General features: G+C 67.9%; 5 protein-coding genes. All 5 read right to left on the bottom strand.

Features of this window, described 5'->3' with window-relative positions; all coding sequences use genetic code 11:
• Positions 1 to 20: 20 nt before the first annotated feature.
• Positions 21 to 323, bottom strand: a complete 303-nt coding sequence (locus DS839_RS29745; protein ID WP_119274142.1) for a hypothetical protein — start codon at positions 321 to 323, stop codon at positions 21 to 23.
• 148 nt (positions 324 to 471) lie between these two features.
• Positions 472 to 9,276, bottom strand: coding sequence for a PE family protein (locus tag DS839_RS36720; RefSeq protein ID WP_162918892.1), 8,805 nt, complete (start codon positions 9,274 to 9,276; stop codon positions 472 to 474).
• Positions 9,277 to 9,416: 140 nt separating this feature from the next.
• Positions 9,417 to 16,739 (bottom strand): PE family protein, encoded by a 7,323-nt coding sequence (locus DS839_RS36715; protein ID WP_162918891.1) that lies wholly within the window; start codon positions 16,737 to 16,739, stop codon positions 9,417 to 9,419.
• Positions 16,736 to 17,218 (bottom strand): hypothetical protein, encoded by a 483-nt coding sequence (locus DS839_RS29715; protein WP_162918890.1) that lies wholly within the window; start codon positions 17,216 to 17,218, stop codon positions 16,736 to 16,738. Before DS839_RS29715 ends, DS839_RS36715 begins: the two co-directional genes overlap by 4 nt.
• Before the next feature lie 318 nt (positions 17,219 to 17,536).
• Positions 17,537 to 21,016, bottom strand: coding sequence for an autotransporter domain-containing protein (locus tag DS839_RS29710; RefSeq protein ID WP_119274140.1), 3,480 nt, complete (start codon positions 21,014 to 21,016; stop codon positions 17,537 to 17,539).
• Between the last annotated feature and the right edge of the window lie 10 nt (positions 21,017 to 21,026).

Here is a 21,026-nt window from a genome sequence, read left to right as displayed (position 1 = left end):
ACGACCGCCTCTTCAGGATGTCAAAGACCCAGGTGGATGCTTAGGCCGGGCTCCCAATAGGGGCGCGGATACCACCAACCTTCATAGTAATAGCCATAGCCATGGCGCTTGTGGCGGTAGCGATGGCCGTATTTCTCGCTGTAGACCCACTTCTTGTGCCGCATATGCTCTTTCTTCTTGTACTTCTTGTAATCAGCCTGAAGCACATTGTCCGAACTGATCCGCATATCGGCAGGCTGTGGGACAGGCGGCTGAGCCGCGACCGCCGTGACGCCCAATCCGAGGATGGCCGCCACCAGCGAGGCTATTGCAGCTGATTTCATATTTACCTCCATTGCGGCGAGCCAACCCTCGCGAAACGAAGTCGTTCCACCGCGTCAGGCTGGATGTCCAATTTGTAATGGAGCAACAGGCCGACAAAGGGACGTGATTTCTCCCGTCCCTCGAGGTCGTCACATCAGCTTTCTTCCGTTACCAGGCGTATCTCAACCCGGCGTTGCCGCTGATCGCCTCGAAGTCGTCGTTGAACTGATAGCCGCCGCGGATGAAGCCCGACCAGCCGTCGGGTGCGGCGACACTGAAGCCGAGAGACAGGTCGCCATAGGTCTCGCCCGGATCGTCCGACACGCCGGCCGGGTCGCCGAGCGGCGGCGTGAAGATCGTCGCATCATTGTCGCCCGCGAATTCCTGCCACACGCTCGCCGTCACATCGCCGGTATAGACGACGCCAGTCTCAGCAGTCTGCTCATGGCCGAGCCTCAGGCCCAGCCTGCCTCTGACGCTCGTCGCATCGTCGAACTCGACCGAGCCGCCGAAGATGTCGTCGACATCGTCGATCTCGGTATGGACGACGGCCAGTGTCGCCTGCGGCTCGGCGAACCATGTCTCGCCGAACTTGTAGCCCGTGTCGATGCGGCCGCCGATATTGAAGGCATCGGTGTCGGCATCGTTCTCGCTCGGGGCGAGATCGTCGGCATCGATGTCGATGTCGAGGAAGTCGGCCTTGACCAGCGCATCGACATAGAAGGCGCGGTCGAGATAGGTCGCATAGGCGCCGATCGAAGGACCCTTGTAGGTCCACTCAGTATTCGTCGAGTCGAAGTCGAGATCAGAGTGGATGTAGCCGGCGAGCAGGCCGAACAGCAGCACATCGCCCTGCTCATGCAGGTTCTCGGTGCCGAAGTCGAAACCGCCGAAGATGCCATAGACCGACTGATCGCGGTCGGTCACGACATTGTGGTCTTCGTCTTGATCGCGATCGACCCAGGCGCCGACGCCTTTCAGCCAGAAGCCCGGGGTGATGTTGGCGAGAGGCGTCGGCTCGACCGGCTCGGCGAAGTCGGCGACCGGTGTCACTTGCGTCGCCCCGATCAGCGGCCGGAGATCCGCCTGCCTTTGCAGCAAGGTGCCCGCCGTCTGATACCAGATATCCTGCATGCCGGTGATGCCGGCGGCGAACTCGTAGGCGCCCGCACCCAGTCCGGTGGTGTAGAGCTCATGTGTATTGCCGTCGGTCCTCAGATCCCAGGCGAAGAAGCCGGCATTGAGCACTCCGCCCGCTATGTCGAAGTCTTCTTCATCGGCAACGCCATTCTCGACGATGACCGGGATGCCGTCGGTATTGGGTGAGCTGCCGATCGGGTTGGTCAGATTGACGCTGACAAAGGTCTTGCCCGACGTCGTACCCCTGATGTTGATCAGGTCCGACTTGCCGCTCTCCGCTACCACTGGCCCTTCCGGCGCCAGGAAGGCGTCGACCGCCACGCGGCCATTGTTGCCGACATAGGCCGTCGGCCCACCAGGCAGCCCGCCAAGGACAAAGTTGTCGATGTTGTTGCCGCCATCGACGAGCGAGATCCAGCCGCCATTGTTGTTGAAGTTCTCGAGATTCCGGAAGTCCACAGTCTCGGGCGCCCCCGGATTCTCCGCCGTGTGGACCACACCGCCATTGTTGTTGAACACATCGGCACCGAGGCCGTTCGCGCCGAAGTCGGACATGAGCCTGGCTTCGAAGACGCCGCCTTCATTGTTGTCGAACGTGTCGTCCTGATCGGTGAGGTCGACGAGGCCGTACACGGTGCCGGTATTCACGATCTCGGTCGAAGCGCCGCCGGTGACGATCGCCCGCAGGTTCTCGGACGTGATCAATCCCGAATTGACGATGTCGATGTCGCTATTGAAGACGCTGGCCGTCCGCAGTTGCAGGCCGGCCCCCGCGCCGCCGAGGATCGTGTTGGTGTTGTTCACCAGGATCGTGCTGTCGTCGCCGTTGGCATTGGCGACGACAGCGGTTTGAGCTTGAGACGCGTCCACCAGGCCGTTGTTGTTGACCGTGATCGCTTCATGGCCGTTGGCGACGTCGCCGAACTGGCCGCCCTGACCATTAGTGGGCGTCCCATCCGCCGCACCATTGCCGCCTCCGGTGCCGAAGGATCCCGTGGACGCGGTGCCCCTCGTACCGGTTACGCCCAACCCGGTCGTCGTGTCGATCCTGATGGCGTTCGACAGGTCACCGGTTGCGAAGACACTGCCATTGTTGGTGACCGTGACGGTGGCATCACCGCCTTGCGCATCACCGCTATTGCCACCGGAGCCGCCGGTGCCATTGCCGCCTCTGCCGCCCATGCCCGCAACACCGCCGCCGGCACCGCCGGCGCCACCGGCACCGCCATTGCCGGCGTCGGAAGTGGCACCTCCCGCGCCATTGCCACCGATCGCCGTGCCGCCGGTGGCAACCACAAAGATTGTGCTGGTGTTGACGCCGGTCGATGTCAGGCTGCCGCCATTGGTGATATCGACTGTGGCGTTGCCGCCCGTCGCATCGCCGCCATCACCACCGTCACCGCCAAAGGCATCGCCGCCGGCGCCGCCGGTGCCGCCCGAGCCGCCGGCGCCGCCATTATTGCCGCCAGCGCCACCCGCGCCGCCGGTGCCGCCATTGCCGGCCACGGCCGCACCGCCATTACCGCCATTGCCACCGGTGGCGTTGCCGCCGGTCGCCGTGACATTGATGCTGGCTCCCACTGTCGTGAAGGTGCCGTCATTGTTGATCGCGACATCGACGTCGCCGCCGAAGCCGTCACCGCCCTTGCCGCCGTCGCCGCCAATGGCATTGGCGCTGCCGCCCGTGCCGCCCGTGCCGCCGTCGCCGCCAAAGGCTTCCTCCGCGCCGCCCGTATTTCCAACGTTGCCACCGACGCCGCCATCGCCGCCCGCACCGGCGCGACCACCCGTGCCCGCTGCGCCCGCGCCACCATTGCCACCCTTGCCTTCGCCGCCTTTGGCCGAGACGACAATGCTGCTGTTGCTCACGGCCGAGGCCGCGACGTTGATGTCGATCAGACCGGTGCTGCCGCCCGTGCCGGCGCCGCCATCGCCGCCATTGCCGCCGGTGCCATCGGCATTGCCGCCCACGCCACCAAGGCCGCCCGCTCCACCCTGGACGGCGTTCGAGTTGATCAGGTCGCCAATATGGCCGCCGTCACCACCGAAGCCGCCAAAACCAGCTCCGCCACCCGTTCCGGTTCCACCCACGCCACCCGCGCCACCGGTGCCCGCTCCGCCTTCGACGGTGAGGGCGATCGCGCCGAGGATATTGCCGGCGAGGTCCATTGTTATCGCACCCGTGCTGCCGCCGGTGCCGGCGCCGCCGGTGCCACCGGCACCTCCCGTGCCATTGGCATCGCCGCCTTGCCCGCCGGTCCCGCCGAAGCCCGCGGAAATGAACTGCGAATCCGTCAGATCGCCAAAACTGCCACCCATGCCGCCAGTACCGCCTTGGCGCGCGAAGGCACCCTGGCCGAGACCGCCGGTCCCGCCGGCCCCGCCTGTGCCAACCCCACCAAGGGACGAAATGCCGATGCCGGCGCCGATGCCGCCGGCTGCGATCGTGATCGCGCCCGAGGAGCCGCCGGTGCCCGCACCGCCATTGGCCGTGCCGCCAAATCCATTGGCATTGCCGCCCCGGCCGCCGGCGCCGCCCGTGCCGGCACTGCTCAACTCCGAGTCGACCAGGTCGCCAAATGAGCCGCCATCGCCGGCGGTGCCACCGACGCCGGAGCCACCACCCCCGCCAGTGCCATTTCCCGCGGTGTTGCCGGCGCCGCCGATGCCCGAGCCGCCCCTTGTCGCGATCTTGATGCCACTGGCGATCGCGCCGCCGGCCTCGATGGTGATGTCGCCCGACTTGCCGCCCGTACCCGAGCCGCCATGGGCCGACCCGCCCGCTCCATTGGCGTTGCCGCCCTGACCACCATCGGCTCCGGCCGCACCGAAAAAGGAGGCCACGCCCAGGAGATCACCTCCCGTGCCGACACTGCCGCCGGTTCCACCATCACCCCCGTCGACGCCAACGCCCTCGCCGCCGAGACCACCGGCACCGCCCGTGCCCGAACCACCGATAGTCTGGAGCCCAATGGTCCCACCGGTTATGTTGCCGCCGGCCTCGATCGTGATCGCGCCGCTGCTGCCGCCGGTGCCGGCCCCGCCATCGGCGGAACCACCAGAGCCATTGGAGTCGCCACCGCTGCCGCCGCTGCCGCCGGCACCGCCGCTGCTTCCAGCGCCTGCGGAATTGCCGCCATCGCCGCCGTCACCACCGCTCGCGCCGGAGCCGCCAACGCCGCGGCCAGCCGTGTTCCCCAATCCGCCGGCGCCGTTGCCGCCCCTCGAGAGCACCTCGATATTGCCTTCGATGTCCATGCCGGCAGCAATGGTGATCTCACCGCTCCCACCACCGGTGCCGCTGCCGCCATTGGCCGAGCCACCCGTGCTGTCGGCGCTGCCACCATCACCGCCCTCACCGCCGGCGCCCGCTTGATTGTTGGTGCCGCCGCCGGTGACCGATGCGACATCGCCGCCATCGCCGCCATCGCCGCCAGTACCGCCAGTGCCGCCATTGCCCCGACCGCCGACACCACCATTTCCGCCGTTGCCGTGACCTCCCGATGTCGTGAGGTCGGCTGTGATGTCGATGCTGCCGCCGGCATCGATGGCGATATCGCCGCCGGCGCCCCCCGTGCCGCTGCCGCCATTGGCCGTACCGCCCGCGCCATTGGCGTTGCCGCCATCGCCGCCGGCACCGCCGGCGCCCGCTTCATTGTCGTCGCCGCTGTCGACGGAGGCGATATCGCCGCCATGGCCGCCATGGCCGCCGGCGCCGGCCCGATTGGATGAGGCGAAGCTGGCGGTATTGCCGGACCCGCCGGTGCCGTTGCCGCCGCCGAGGATCACGCGCATTTCAGCGTCTATGTTCGCGCCCGCGGCGATCCTGAGCGCACCCGCATCTCCGCCGATGCCGCTGCCGCCATTGGCCGAGCCACCCGTGTTTTGCGAGCTCCCGCCATGACCGCCATTGCCGCCGGCACCGGCTTTATTGCCGCTGCCGCTGCCGATGGAGGCGATATCACTGCCATCACCGCCATTGCCGCCAGTACCGCCGGCGCCACCCCCGACCACACCCGCGACACCACCATTTCCGCCTGTGCCTTCACCGCCGGCCGATATGAATTCGGCGCTGAGGCCTATATTGCCGCCGGCATCGATGGTGATATCGCCGCCATCGCCACCCGCGCCATTGCCGCCATTGGCTGATCCGCTCGTGCCGTTGGCACTGCCGCCATCACCGCCATCACCGCCGGCGCCGCCGGCATTGTTGTCGCCGCTGCCGAGGGACGCAATTTCGCCGCCGGCGCCGCCATTGCCGCCAAGGCCCCCGCCGCCAGTGTCACGACCGCCATCGCCTTGGCCGCCCGTATTGCCGGATCCCCCGGTGCCGTCGCCGCCGACCAGGATTGCGTCGATCCGAGCCTCTATGTCTTCGCCGGCTTTAATGCGGAGGTCGCCCGCATCACCCCCGGTGCCGCTGCCGCCATTGGCGGAACCGCCCGTGCCATCGGCGCTCCCGCCGGTGCCGCCAGTGCCGCCCGCCCCACCTGTGTTGTTGCTACCACTGACGATGGACGCGATGCCGCCGCCAGAGCCGCCTTGACCGCCGTCGCCGCCCGCCCCGCCCAAGCCAAAGCCGCCAACGCCGCCATTGCCGCCGAAGCCATCGCCGCCGGACGATGCCGCAGCGATGACGATGTCGATATTGCCGCCGGCCTCGACGACGATCGCGCCGCCGGCGCCACCGACGCCATTGCCGCCATTGGCTGAGCCGCCCGTGCCATTGGCGCTGCCGCCATCGCCGCCCGTGCCGCCGGCACCGCCTTCATTGTCGCTTCCACTGTCGATGGACACGATCGCGCCGCCAGCGCCGCCATTGCCGCCAGCGCCGCCGGCAGTGCCGAAACCCATATTGCCCGTATTGCCGGACCCGCCGGCGCCGTCGCCGCCAGCCAATATGACGTCGACCACAACGTCTATGTCTTCGCCCGCTTTCAGGCTGAGCCCGCCCGCATCAGCGCCGGTGCCGTTGCCGCCATTGGCCGAGCCGCCCGTGCCATCGCTGCTGCCGCCGTCGCCGCCAATGCCGCCGGCACCGCCTGCATTGCTGCTGCCGCTGGCGATGGATGAGACATCGCCGCCGGCACCGCCTTGACCGCCATTGCCCGCGTTACCGGCGAGGCCCCCACCGGCCAGGCCGCCATTTCCGCCTGTACCATCGCCACCAGCCGATGCGAATGCGACGCTGATATCAATATTGCCGCCGGCATCGATGATGACCACGCCGCCGGCGCCGGCCACGCCATTGCCGCCATTGGCCGAGCCGCCTGTGCCATTGGCGCTGCCGCCATTGCCGCCGCTGCCGCCGGCGCCGCCTGTCGTGCCGGTTGCGCTGTCGACGGACGTGATATCGCCGCCAGCGCCGCCATTGCCACCCTGGCCGCCGGCGAGGCCGCCGCCAAGGCCGCCCGTATTGCCGGACCCGCCGATGCCGTCGCTCCCTGACAACAAGGCTACGACGATGCCGTCTATGTCGTCGCCGGCCGTGATCTTGACTTGCCCCCCATCGCCGCCGGTGCCGCTGCCGCCATTGGCCGAGCCGCCCGTGCCATCGCCACTGCCGGCATTTCCGCCAGCACCACCGGTGCCACCGCTATTGCCGCTGCCGCTTTCGACCGATGCGATATCCCCACCTTCGCCGCCATTGCCGCCATTGCCGCCGAAGCTGCCTGTGCCGTTGCCGCCAATACCACCCGCCCCGCCCCGGCCCTCGCCGCCGGCCGACAGCACGTCTGCCGCGAGACTTATGTTGCCGCCGGCATCGAAGATCATCGCGCTGGCGTCGCCGCCCGTGCCAGTGCCGCCATCGGCCGATCCGCCCGTGCCATCGCCAGTGCCGCCATCGCCGCCATTGCCGCCGGCACCACCTTCATTGTCGTTTCCACTGACGGCGGACGTGATGTCGCCGCCCGCACCGCCATTGCCGCCGGAGCCGCCGCCGACACCCCTGGAGGCAGCCCCGGCCGTATTGCCGGATCCGCCGATGCCGTCACCGCCGGTCGAGAATATCTCGACGCCCGCTAGCATGTCGTCGCCCGCCGTGACGCTGAGCTGGCCCGCATCACCTCCGGTACCGCTGCCGCCATTCGCCGAACCGCCCGTGCCATCGCCGCTGCCGCCAGTGCCGCCGATGCCGCCGGCACCACCGGCATTCCCGTCCCCCGTGATCGGACCGACATCACCGCCCGCACCGCCAATGCCGCCATTGCCGCCGATTTGGCTAGCGCTGGCGCCACCGCCAGTGCCGCCGTTCCCGCCGTTGCCAGCGCCACCGGCCAAGGTGAATAGGGAGTCCATCTCGATGTCATCGCCGGCACCGACGCTGATCGCGCCGCCGTCGCCACCAATGCCCGAGCCGCCATTCGCGTCGCCGCCCGTGAAATCGGTCGTGCCGCCGTTGCCACCGCTGCCGCCGGCGCCCCCAGTATTGTTGTTCCCACCATCGATGGACGCGATATCGCCGCCATCGCCGCCATCGCCGGCAGCGCTGCTGATGCCACCCTCGCCATTGCCGCCAGTGCCGCCATTGCCGCCCGTGCCGGATGCGCCCGTCGACGACAGGTCGACATCGCTCGAGATGATGTCACCGGCGGCGCGGATCTCGATGTCGGCCCCGTCACCGCCTGTGCCCGCGCCGCCACTGGCCGAACCGCCCGTCGCACTGCCGCCGCCGCTGTCGCCGCCGGCACCGCCGGCGCCCGCGCGATTGCCGTTCCCGGTGACAATGCCCAAGTCACCGCCAGCGCCGCCATTGCCGCCCTCAAGTCCCTGGTCTCCGCCCGCGCCGCCGCCGATGTTGCCATTGCCGCCTTGGCCCGCGCCGCCCTCGGATGAGACGATGATGTTGCCGTCTATGTCGGCGCCCGCGGCAACGCCGATCACGGCACCGCTGCCTCCGGTGCCCGACCCGCCTGCGGCGGAACCGCCCGAAGCATTGCTGCTGCCGCCCTGACCGCCGCTGCCGCCGACAATGTTGTTGGTGGCGATATTGCCGAGGTCCCCGCCGGCGCCGCCGGCGCCGCCGGGTGCCGCAGCGCCGGCCAAGCCAGTCCCACCCGTCCCGCCATTGCCGCCGCTGCCGGCACCAGCGGTCGCGGTGAGATTGACCGCGTCGGGATTGACGCCATTGGTGATCTCGCCGGTTGCCGTGATGCTGATCGACCCGGTGTCGCCGCCCGTGCCGGCGCCGCCATTGGCGGCACCGCCCTCGCCAAACGAGTTGCCGCCCTGGCCGCCATTGCCGCCGTTTCCGCCAGGCGCGCCATCGGCGCCCGCGCCGCCGGGTCCCGCGACGGTGCCAAAACCGTCACCGCCGGTACCGCCATTGCCGCCCGTGCCGGCGCCGCTGGTCAGCGTGGCCTCGACGCCATTGGCGATGTTGCCGATTATGTCAACGATGACGCCGTCCACGCCGGCAATGCCGCCCGCGCCGGCGCCGCCATGGGCGCTGCCGCCGAAGCCGCCGGCATTTCCGCCCGGACCGCCCGACGCGCCGGGAACAACCCCGGGAGTCCCCGGGCCACCAAGGGTACCATTGCCCACACCGCCCGCGCCGCCATTACCGCCTCCGCCCACCCCTCCGGTGAGTGGACCGATGACGATCCCGCCCGGGACATCGGCGAAAATAGGTGCTTGCGAGTCGTCCGCGCCAATATTCGTGGCACCATCGTCGTCAGCCCCGAACTGGTCGGCGGCAAGGGCGCCGACAGACGGCAGAACTAACCCTACGATGATCAGGGAGGTAGCCAGGGCCGTGCAGGACAACAGACTGGCACGCCGCCCCTTACCCGAAGCCAGATTGCCCAGGGTCGATGCCTGCCCGTATCCCATTTTGGTCCCCCGCCTTTTGGGAAAATTACGCCGAGTTTATAGGCCTCGAAGGAAGTCTCCAGGGATTCCTCCAAGTAACTCGTGTTTTTTGGCGAGTGTTGCATTTAGGGCACAACACTATTCCCAAACGTCAGTTTCCGCTACCAGGCGTATCTCAATCCGGCATTGCCGCTGATCGCCTCGAAATCGTCGTTGAACTGATAGCCGCCGCGGATGAAGCCCGACCAGCCCTCGGGTGCCGCGACGCTGAAGCCCAATGAGAGGTCGCCATAGGTCTCGCCCGGATCGTCCGAGACGCCGGCCGGATCGCCGAGCGGCGGCGTGAAGATCGTCGCGTCATTGTCGCCCGCGAATTCCTGCCACACGCTCGCCGTCACATCGCCCGTATAGACGACGCCGGTCTCCGCGGTCTGCTCATGGCCGAGCCTGAGGCCGAGCCTGCCTCTGACGCTCGTCGCGTCATCGAACTCGACCGAGCCGCCGAAGATGTCGTCGACATCGTCGATCTCGGTATGGACGACAGCCAGTGTCGCCTGCGGCTCGACGAACCATGTCTCGCCGAACTTGTAGCCCGTGTCGATGCGGCCGCCGATATTGAAGGCATCGGTGTCGGCATCGCTATCGCTCGGGGCGAGATCGTCGGCATCGATGTCGATATCGAGGAAGTCGGCTTTCACCAGCGCATCGACATAGAAGGCACGGTCGAGATAGGTCGCATAGGCGCCGATCGACGGGCCCTTGTAGGTCCATTCCGTGTTGGTCGAGTCGAAGTCGAGATCGGAGTGGATGTAGCCCGCGAGCAGGCCGAACATCAGCACATCGCCTTGCTCATGCAGGTTCTCGGTGCCGAAGTCGAAGCCGCCGAAAATGCCGTAGACCGACTGGTCGCGATCGGTCACGACATCGTTGTCTTCTTGATCGCGCGTAATCCAGCTGCCGACACCTTTCAGCCAGAAGCCGGGCGTGATGTTGGCGACGGGTGTCGGCTCGACCGGCTCGGCGAAGTCGGCGACCGGCGTCACTTGCGTCGCACCGATCAGCGGCCGCAAGTCCGCCTGGCGCTGCAGCAGCGTGCCCGCCGTCTGATACCAGATGTCCTGCATGCCGGTGATGCCGGCGGCGAACTCGTAGGCGCCGACGCCCAATCCGGTGGTGTAGAGCTCATGCACGTCATCGGGTCCGCTCGTCGAATCGAGCCTCAGATCCCATGCGAAGAAGCCGGCATTGAGCACACCACCCGCGATGTCGAAATCTTCCTCGGAGGTGTTGCCGTGGCCGTCCACCTTGATCACCGGTATGCCTTCGGTGTTCGGCGCGCTGCCGATCGGGTTGGTCAGATTGACGAAGACTTTGGTGTTGCCGTCCGTAGTGCCGCCGATATTGAGCAAGTCCGATTTACCGCCATCCGCCGCCGGCGCCAGGAAACCGTCGACCGCGAGGCCGCCGTTGGTGCCGATATAGGTCGTGAACGGCGCCGGGGAAGTCATGATGAAGGAGTCAATATTGTTGCCGCCATCGACTAGCGATATCAGGCCGCCATTGTTGTTGAACTGCTCGAGATCGGCGAAATGCACGGTCTCGGGCGCCAACGGGTCCGCGGCGGTATGCACCACACCGCCATTATTGTTGAAGACGTCGAACCCGCTGCGGAAGTCCGAAACTAACCGCGCTTCGAAGACGCCGCCATTATTGTCGATAGTATCGCCCTGATTGGTGAGGTCGATGAAGCCGAGCACGGTGCCGGTATTCAGGATCTCGGTCGACGCGCCATCGGTATTGATCGCGAACAGATTGTCCGATGTGATCAGTCCCGAATTGACGATGTCGATATCGGTATTGAGGAGGCTCGACGTCTGCAGTTGCAGGCCGGCCCCCGTGCCGCCGAGGATCGTGTTGGTGTTGTTCACCACGATCTTGCTGTTGTCGCCATTGGCATTGGCGACGACGGCGGTTTGAGCCTGCGACGCGTCCACCAGGCCATTGTTGTTGACCGTGATCAAGCCATTGCCGGTCTTGAGCGTGCCGCTGGCGCCGGGGTCTCCGCCCTCCGCCTGCCCCGTGCTGTTGCCATCGCCCGAAGTGCCGGCTGTCGCCGCGCCACCGATGCCGCCATTGCCCGGGCCAGGGCCTGGTAACGGCGCGGCGAACTGGCCGATGCCGGTCGTCGTCTCGATCCTGATGCCATTGGAATTGGCTCCGGTGGCAAAGACGCTGCCATTGTTCGTCACCGTGACGGTCGCGTTGCCGCCCGTGGCGCTGCCGCCGGCCCCGCCGTTGCCGCCGGTGGCATTGCCGCCGGCGCCGTCGGCACCATCTGCTCCATCCTTGACGGCATTGCCGTCATTGCCGCCGGTGCCGCCTTCGCCGCCATCGCCGCCGGTAGCCTCGCCGCCGGCGCCGCCATTGCCGGCCGTGGCATCGCCGCCGAAGGCCTGGACAAAGATTGTGCTGGTGTCGTCGCCGGTCGAGGTGAGCGTGCCGCCATTGCCGATATCGACAGTCGCATTGCCGCCCGTCGCATTCCCGCCTTGACCGCCGGCACCGCCGAAAGCATCGCCGCCGTCGCCACCATCGCCGCCGTCACCGCCGGCACCGACGACCTGGCCGGTGCCACCGTCGCCGCCATCGCCGCCACTTTCGCCAAATCCAGCTTCTGCAGCGCCGCCGCTGCCGCCTGCACCGCCGGTCGCCGCACCGCCACGCGCCGTGACATTGATGCTGGCGCCCGCCGTCGTGACGATGCCATCGGTATTGATCGCTACATTGGCGTGGCCGCCGAAGCCATCGCCGCCAAGGCCGCCGGCGCCGCCCGTCGAATCGACGTCTGTGCCACCGTCGCCGCCATCGCCGCCGTCGCCGCCCACATTGTTGACGCCAGTGGTGACCGTTCCGACATCGCCGCCATCACCGCCATCGCCGCCGGCGCCGCCCGAACCGTCAGTAGCTTCGCCGCCCACGCCGCCATCACCACCGTCGGCGCTGCCGCCCTCGGCGTCGACGAAGATGCCGCCGGTGCTGGTGCTGCCGGCCAGGAGATTGATCCCGACTGTTTCGACACTGCCACCCGTGGCGTGGCCGCCACGGCCGCCGGCGCCGCCTATGCTCGGACCGCTGCCGCCATGGCCGCCATCGCCACCGGCGCCGGCGGAATTGTTGTTGCCAGCGGCGATCGTTCCGACGCTGCCGCCATCGCCGCCGTCGCCACCGACCTGATCGGACTGGCTACCCTCGCCAAGACCGCCATCGCCACCGTTACCGCCGGTGGCACCGCCACCGTCTACGGTAATCGTAACGACATCGACGATATTGCCGGCGAGATCGATCCAGACCGGAGCGGTGCTTCCGCCGGTCGCGTCACCGCCACGACCGCCAATGCCGCCTTGGCCAAGGCTGGCGCCGGCCTCGGCGCCATCGCCGCCGTCACCGGCGCTGTTGCCGTCACCCGAGGTGGTTATATTGCCGATATTGCCGCCGCTGCCGCCATTATAGCCGTCGCCGGAGGCATCGCCATAGCCGGCGCCGCCATTGCCGCCATTGCCGCCCGTCGCCTCACCGCCGGTGATGGCGAGCGTCAGCGTATCGATGTCGCCGGTCACACCGATGGTGACGGCACCGGTGCTGCCGCCCGTTGCATTGCCGCCACGGCCGCCGGTGCCGCCCGTGCCTTTGGCATTGAAGCCATCACCCTCGCTGCCGGCTTTGCCGCCATTGCCGCCGTCACCGGCCTCGTTGTTGTTGCCGCTGACGATGTCGCCGATAGTACCGCCGGCGCCGCCGCCACCCCCGCCGTAGCCATTTCGCCCGGCATAAGCCGACCCGCCATCGCCGCCCGCGCCGCCGGTGGCGGCACCGCCGTAGGATGTGAGATCGAGCCCATTGGTCGGCCCGGCAAGCGTAATGAAGATGGCGCCCGTATCGCCAGCGATGGCGTCGCCACCCCTGCCGCCGACGCCACCTGTCGCCAAGCTGCTGCCGCTATTGCCGCCGGTGCCGCCGGCGCCGGCGCTGTTGCCGTCGCCGGACGTGATTATAGCGCCAATGTCGCCACCGGCGCCGCCATAGCCAGGCTCGCCGGCATCAGCGTCGCCATCGGCATAGCCGCCCTCGTTGCCATCGCCGCCGAAGGCCGACCCGCCGCCCGTGGTGATTGCCAGCGTGCCGGTGATCGCGCCGGTTCCCGTAATGGTGATGGCGCCCGTGCTGCCGCCGATGGCATCGCCGCCACGGCCGCCGGCGCCGCCCTTGACGATCTCGTTGCCGCCATTGCCGCCGGTGCCGCCCGTCCCGGCCTGGTTACTGCTGCCGCTGTCTATGCCGGTGCCGATATCCAGAGAGCCGATGCTGCCGCCATCGCCACCATAGTAGCCGCCATCGCCGGCATCGCTGCCATAGGCGGTATTGCCCGCGCCGCCGAGCCCGCCATTCGCTTGCCCGCCAGAGGACGTGATCTCGATGTCGCCGGCCGTTCCCGCGAAGTTGAACGAGATCGCGCCCGCATGGCCGGCAGTGGCATCGCCGCCGATGCCGCCGGCACCGCCAGTGGCATTGGCATGGCCGCCCTGGCCGGCATTGCCGCCCGCGCCGGCGCTATTGCCGGTATTGCCAGCGCCTGTGCCGATGCTGTCTATGTCGCCGCCGTCACCGCCATAGCCGCCATCACCGCCCGTGCCGCCCTCACCCTCATCGTCACCGCCATAGCCGCCCTCGCCGCCATTGCCGCCGGTCGCATTGCCCCCGGAGGAGTCGATAGTGGTAGATGGGACATCGCCTCCCACCGTGATGGCGATCGGGCCCGTATCGCCGCCATAGCCATCGCCGCCATTGCCGCCGGCGCCACCCGTATTCGCCGCATTGCCGCCGGCACCGGCATTGCCGCCCTGGCCGGCCGAATTTCCGGTGCCGCCATTGCTGATCGCATCGATGCCAAAGCTATTTCCGCCGTCACCGCCGACGCCGCCTTCACCGCCTTCAGCGTCACCGCCCCTGCCGCCATCGCCGCCGACTCCCTCGCCACCCGATGCCGAGATGGTGGCAGCTGAGGTGATGTCGCCCGCCACCGTGACGGTGATCGCGCCGGTATCGCCGCCATAGCCATCCCCGCCATGGGCGCTGCCGCCTGTCGCGCTGGCACTGCCGCCATTGCCGCCCGTGCCGCCGGCACCCGCCGTATTGTTGTCGCCGCCGGTGATCTCGCCGATGCTGCCGCCATTGGCGCCGCTGCGGCCTTCGCCGCCCCTGCCGCCCGTGGCGATACCGCCGCTGCCGCCGGCGCCACCGGTTGCCATGCCGCCATTCGCCGCGACGATCAAACTGCCATCGATGCCGCCACCGGCGTTGATCGTGACCGTGCCGGCGTCGCCGCCTATGGCGTCACCGCCATCCGCGCCGCCGCCCGTGGCATCGACGCTGCCGCCATGGCCGCTATTGCCGCCGACACCCGCCACGTTGCCATTGGTGGCGAGATCACCAAGATCGCCGCCACTGCCATCGGAAAGGCCGTTCCCGCCGGAGCCGCCGATGCCTTCGCCGCCTTCACCGCCCCTTCCGCCGGTCGCCTGACCGCCGGCCGTCGTGACATTGATGTCGCCGGTGACGAGGCTCGCCAGATCGATGGCGATCGCGCCCGTGCTGCCGCCGGCGGCCGATCCGCCATTCGCACTGCCGCCCATGCCGTTGGCCGTGCCGCCATTGCCGCCATCGCCGCCGGCGCGGCCGGTCGAGCTTCCGACGTCGCCGCCATCGCCGCCGTCATTGCCCCGTCCGGCGAAATTGCCTTCGCCATCGCCGCCCTCGCCGCCGATACCGCCGGTTCCACCGCCGCCGGTCGACGTGACGATGATGTCGTTGCCGACGGGACCCGCGACATCGATGCTGATGGCGCCCGTGCTGCCGCCGGTTCCGGAACCGCCATTGGCCGAGCCGCCGGTGCCATTGGCGCTGCTGCCATCGCCGCCGTCACCGCCGATGCCGCCGCTGCCCGACTGAATACCGCTGCCGTTGCCACCTTGGCCGCCAATGCCGCCTTCGCCGCCGAAGCCGCCGAGGCCCTTGCCGCCCTCGCCGCCGTCACTGCCTTTGCCATCACCGCCTGCGGCCGTGATGACCACATTGCCGATGCTGCCATCCGCGGTGATGGTGATCGGACCCGCATCGCCACCGGTGCCGTCGCCACCAGTGGCCGAGCCGCCGGTGCCATTGGCATCGCCGCCCGTGCCGCCGCCGCCGCCATTGCCGCCATGCGCAAACTGGGCCGTGCCGCCACCGCCACCGATACCGCCAGGGTCGCCATCGCCGCCGTCCCCGCCGGTGCCGCTGCCGCCCGTGCCGCCGCCGCCGCCCGTGCCGTCGCCGCCGGTCGAAACGATGCTGATGGCGCCTGTAATATTGCCGGCCGCATCGATCGTGATCGCATCGGTGCTGCCGCCGGTGCCGGCACCGCCCTGGGCCGCGCCGCCGATGCCATTGGCCGAGCCGCCATTGCCGCCCGTGCCGCCGTCGCCACCGCGGTTGTTCGTGCCGGAGCCGACATCGCCAAATCTGCCGCCGGGGCCGCCATTGCCGCCATCACCGCCGGTGCCGCCTTGTCCATCTCCGCCGACACCGCCCGCACCGCCCGTGGCCACACCGCCATTGGCCGTGATGGTGAGGTTGCTGGCCCCGCCGCCGAGATCGATGCTGATCGCCCCCGTGCTGCCGCCCGTCGCCGCACCGCCTGTCCCGCCGGCACCTCCCGTGCCATCGGCGCTGCCGGCATTGCCGCCGGCACCGCCATCGCCGCCGCTGTTATTGCTCCCGGCCGTGATGTCGCCAAGGTCGCCGCCATCGCCGCCATTCCCGCCAGCGCGGCCCGTGCCGCCGGTTCCGTTGCCGCCATTGCCGCCGGTGCCACCGGTCGCGGCACCGCCTTGCGACGTGATCGTGGCCGAACCGATGATGTTGCCGCCGGCCGTGATGCTGACCGTCCCGACATTGCCGCCCGTGCCGGCGCCGCCCGTGCCGCCATCGCCGCCCGTGCCATGGGCATTGCCGCCGGCGCCGCCCGTACCGCCGTCGCCACCGGCCGTGCCGTCTGCCGAGATGGGTCCGGCATTGCCGCCGCCGTCACCGCCATCACCGCCGTTGCCGCCATCGCCGCCCTGGCCGGTGCCGCCATTGCCGCCCATGCCGCCGGTGCCGGCGCCGCCGGTCGCCGTGATGCTGGCGCTGGCGATCGAGCCCGTCGCGGTCACGCTGACCCCCTCGACACTGCCGCCTGTGCCCGCGCCGCCATTGCCGCCATTGCCGCCAGTGCCATTGGCGTGGCCGCCCACACCGCCCGGGCCGCCATTGCCGCCGACGCCTCCGGCCGGGGCTGCGACGCCGCTGCCGCCGGCGCCACCATCGCCAGCGGCGTCAATACCGCTGCCGCCCGTGCCATCGCCGCCATTGCCGCCCTTGCCGCCGGTTCCGGGCTGACCCGTCAATGTGTGAGCAGGGCGGGATTGACGATATTCCCGATGATGTTGACGGTGACCGGATCGTATCCGCCGCCTGTGCCGATCCCACCCTCGCCGCCGGCGCTGCCCGTGCCGCTGGCGCCGCCACCCGTCCCGCCCGGACCGCCCGGCTGTCCAGGATCAGGCAAACCCGGAGCGCCGGGCGCACCCGCCGTGCCGGTCGCAGGGGTGCCATTGCCGCCATCGCCGCCCAGAGCGGAGAGGGGCACAGGGATGACCGGGAAGGGCTCCGCGACGATCGGCGGCACGACGATGTCGGGTTGCTCTACATCGGTGCCGGGAGTTCCCACCGGGCCCGGCCCTTGATCGTCAGCGAAGGCCGGCGAGGCCAGAAGGGAGCCGCTTATGATGAGCGTCGTGGCCAGAGCCGTGCAGGATAAGAGGCTGGCGCGCCGTCCTTTCCCCAAAGCTAAATTGCCCAGGGTCGGTGCCTGCCAGTATCCCATTTTGGTCCCCCGCCTTTTGGGAAAATTACGCTGAGTTTATAGACCCTGAAGGAAGTCTCCAGGGATTCCTCAGAGTAATGGTTGTTTTTCGGTGAATGTTGCATTTTGGGCACAAATATCTTCCCATGCGTAATTTTGTTGAAGAGTTGCCGCGCTTAGTCTGTCGCCACGCGCATCTCGATCCACCCGATGCCCATCGCTGCCCACGGTCCATCGGGAAAACCGGCATAACAAAGGGGCGGGATTTCTCCCGCCCCTCGAGGCCGTCACAATAGTTTCTTCTATGGCCCTCCGCGCCTGGTACGCCCGTTTTCCCCGCTACCAGGCGATGCGGCCGCCGACCTTGCCGGACCAGCTTTCGATGTCTCCGCCGACCTGCGCATCGACCTTGGCGAAGAAGGACAGGCTTTGATCGGCGTTGAACACGTTGAGGCCGCCGCCGACTTCGCCCCAGGTGCTGTCCAGCTCATCGGTGACCGTGACCGATCCGCCGCTGGTCAGATCGACCTCGTTGTCGCCCTCGAACTCATGCCAGACGCTGCCGACCAGGAACGGCTCGAAGATCGCACTGCCCGAGTCCCAGCTTCCGCCGAGGCGCAAGCCGAGCCGTCCGCGCACGCTTTCGCCGTCCTGCGGATCGACATCGGTGTTGAGCAGATCGTAGTCGTCGATCTCGGTGTGCACATAGGCGATGGTGCCCTGCGGCTCGATGAAGAACCCGCCATCCGTGTCGAAGCGGTAGCCGGTGTCGAGGCGGACGCCGAGGGACAAGGCATCGGTGCTCGCATCGCTGTCAGAACCGGCGAAGGTTGTCTCGTAGTCGACGTCGAGGATATTGGCCTTGAACAAGAGGTCCGCGAACCAGCCGCCATAGAGATAGGTGGCATAGGCGCCGAGCGAGCCGCCTTCGAACTTGGCCTCGTCGCCGGTCGAGTCGAAGTCCATCTTCGAGCCGAGATAGCCGCCGAGGATGCCGAGGATGAAGGCGCCATCGGAGGGATCGTCGTCCAGCACGACGTCGAAGCCGCCTTCCGCGCCCCAGAGATCCTGGTCATAGTGGACACCTTCGTCGCGATCAAACTGACCGCCGAAGCCACGGAACCAGAGACCGTAGCGATTGTAGAAGCATTCGGGCGCCACATCGGCGGTCGGCGTGACCTGCGTGCCGCCGACATTGGCCGACATCGCCGCCTCGTCGGCGGGCGCACAGGTGCCGATCTGCCGGCGCAGATCGGCGGTGCGGTCGAGCCACACGCCGCTCGATTCATACCACAGCGTCTGGGCGCCGGTGATGACCGCCGCCAGCTCGTCGGCGCGGTCGTTGGGCGCCGAGACCAGATACCAGTCGACCGAATTCCCCTCGACCCTGAGAATGTCGTAGCTGAAGAAGCCCTTGTCGATCGGGCCATTGGGCAGGAAGAAGGCGCCCTCCGGGCTGTCGCCGTCGACATGGGCGAACAGGATGCCGTCGGGATTGAAGGCGCCGGCCCCCGGATTGATGTCATTGACGATGAGAGCCGTGGCGCCCGTATTGTCGCCCCTGATCTCGAGGAAGTCGGCGGTGTCAGGATCGGCGCCGAGGAAGGCGTCGATGCCGAGCTTGCTGAACTCTCCGCCGGCAAAGACATGGTCACTGCCCTCGGTGACCGTCCTGTCCATGACGAAGTCCTGGCCGAGGGTCTGGTCGATCATGGTCAGCAGGCCGTAATTGGGCCCTGTGCCGACCATGGTTGGGAAACCGTTGTTGAACTGCTGCACGCCGGAGAAGAACACGTCCTCCTCGAGGTCCGCGGTGATCGCGGTGATGATCCGCCCATAGTTCTCGATCGTGTCATCGCCACCCTGGAAGTCGTTCACCACATTGTCGCCGGCGACGATCCAGCTCTCGTCGCTGAAGTTGTTGACCGTGTCGCTGGCGTTCGAACCATTGATGTAGCCGATGATCGTGTTGTAGTTGTCGATGATCCAGTCGTCGTTGTCGTCGTCGCTGTTGATGTCGATGGCGCGGTCGTCGGCCTGCGCGGCCAGAGTGGCGGCCGTGGAGCGGATGGTGGCGTAGTTCGTGATGCTGCTGTCGTCGTCCGCCTCTTCGACGTTGACGACCGCGCTGAGCACCGAGCCCTCGCCGGTAACGACGACGCCGGTATTGTTTGCATCGCCGAAGGTGAGGTTCACGACATTGCCATCGAGCACGCGCACGGCCGATTCCCCGGCGGTGATGTTCGCCCCGATGGCCATGGTGACGTTGCCGGCCCCTGTGCTGGCCAGGATGCCGTCGAGGGCGGCATCGATGGCGCCGCCCGATGCGCCGGTATTCGCCGTCCCGTCGGAAGCGAGCGTGGTGACGTCGATCATCCCGTCGCCCCCAAAGGGGTTGATGGCGATGCCGACGCCGCCGGCGGTCGTGATCGTATCGCCGATATCCAGATTGATGGCTTGGTTGTCCTGGTTATCCGTCAGTATCGCGATGCCAGCCGACAGGGCGCCCGTCTCCTGGTTGTCGATGACGCCCCCGCCACGGGTAACGAGCGTGATCACCGAGTCGTCCGCCAGAATGCGCACGCCGGCACCGAGCGCGGTGCCGCCATCGACCTTGGTGATTCCGCCCGCGATGTCGAGGTCGATAGTGCCGTCGTTGCCCGCGTCGGAGCCGACATGGTTGATCGATATGCCGCTGCCCTCGGCAAAGATGTCACCTGTCGTGCCTACCACTACCCTCGTATTGCCATTGTTGCTTGTCGACGTCTGAACGCCGTCGTCGCCAACCGCGTTTGCCAGCGTGCCGACCTGGCCATTGATTCTGGCGATCATGTTGCCGTCATCGGTGACGAGGTGGAGACCGTCTTCGCCGATATTGGACAGGTTGCCGTTGAGCGTGGCGTCGATCGCGCCATTGCCGTCCCCGGTTTCGAGGTCGAGGCCGTTGTTCCCGATATTGGAGAAGTTGCTGTTTACCGTGGTCGTGATCGCGCCGTCGCTGCTGAACAGATTGAGGCCATGGTCTCCGGCTCCGACGATGTTCGCCCCGGCATTCATGGTGACGTTGATATTGGCGTTTCCATCATTGATGGTGCTGATGTCCACACCATCGTCGCCACCGCCGGCGCCGGCGTCGATCTGCCCCGAGAATGCCGCCGTCACGTTGCCTTCTTCGGTCCTGATCCGGGCACCGTCACCTTCCGCGGTCAGCGTCCCGCCACTGGTGAGACCGATCGTTCCATCCTGTCCAGCCAGGTCTATGGCCGCATCGCCGGCGTCCGTGCCCGTGCTGGAAATATTCGAGAGGCTGTTGACGACGATCGTGGCCGTATTGTCGTTGCCGGTTATCTGTATCTCGAGCCCGTCGTCACCGCCGTCGATGGTGCTGTTGCCTTCCGAGAGAAATGTGACGTTGCCATTGTCTGTCGTGAGCAGAATGGCATCCTGCGCACCGTTGCTGTTGATGTCGACGGCCGAAGCGGGCGTCGGGCCGACCGAGGTGATGATGCTGAAATCGATCGTGTCACCGGCGTCGTCGGTGTCGATGTTGAACGCTTCGCCATTGGCAGCGTCACCGGTGATTGTGAGAACGGCCCCGGGGTCGGCGTTGTTGGGGTTGCCCGGCCCCACGACAACGCTCACAGGATCGCTGCCGTTCAAATCCACGCCAACGGCATCGTCGGTGACGCAGAGCACCGTGTCGGGAGTGCCGCCGGTATTCACCGAGCAGGCGGCCTGGGTCGGCGCCGACCCGAATGCCAGCATCGCCACCCCCATTGCCGCGCCGGCGAGCAACGATTGCCGCAGGTTGATTGTCATGTGTTCCCCT

The sequence above is a fragment of the Taklimakanibacter deserti genome (genome assembly GCA_003574785.1).
Note: the sequence above shows the minus strand (reverse complement) of the source record. Positions and strands in the feature narration are given on the sequence as shown.

Coding starts and splice junctions, on each gene's coding strand:
- DS839_RS29745 (WP_119274142.1), bottom strand. CDS start 323: ATGAAATCAGCTGCAATAGCCTCGCTGGTGGCGGCCATCCTCGGATTG.
- DS839_RS29710 (WP_119274140.1), bottom strand. CDS start 21,016: ATGACAATCAACCTGCGGCAATCGTTGCTCGCCGGCGCGGCAATGGGG.
- DS839_RS29715 (WP_162918890.1), bottom strand. CDS start 17,218: ATGGGATACTGGCAGGCACCGACCCTGGGCAATTTAGCTTTGGGGAAA.
- DS839_RS36720 (WP_162918892.1), bottom strand. CDS start 9,276: ATGGGATACGGGCAGGCATCGACCCTGGGCAATCTGGCTTCGGGTAAG.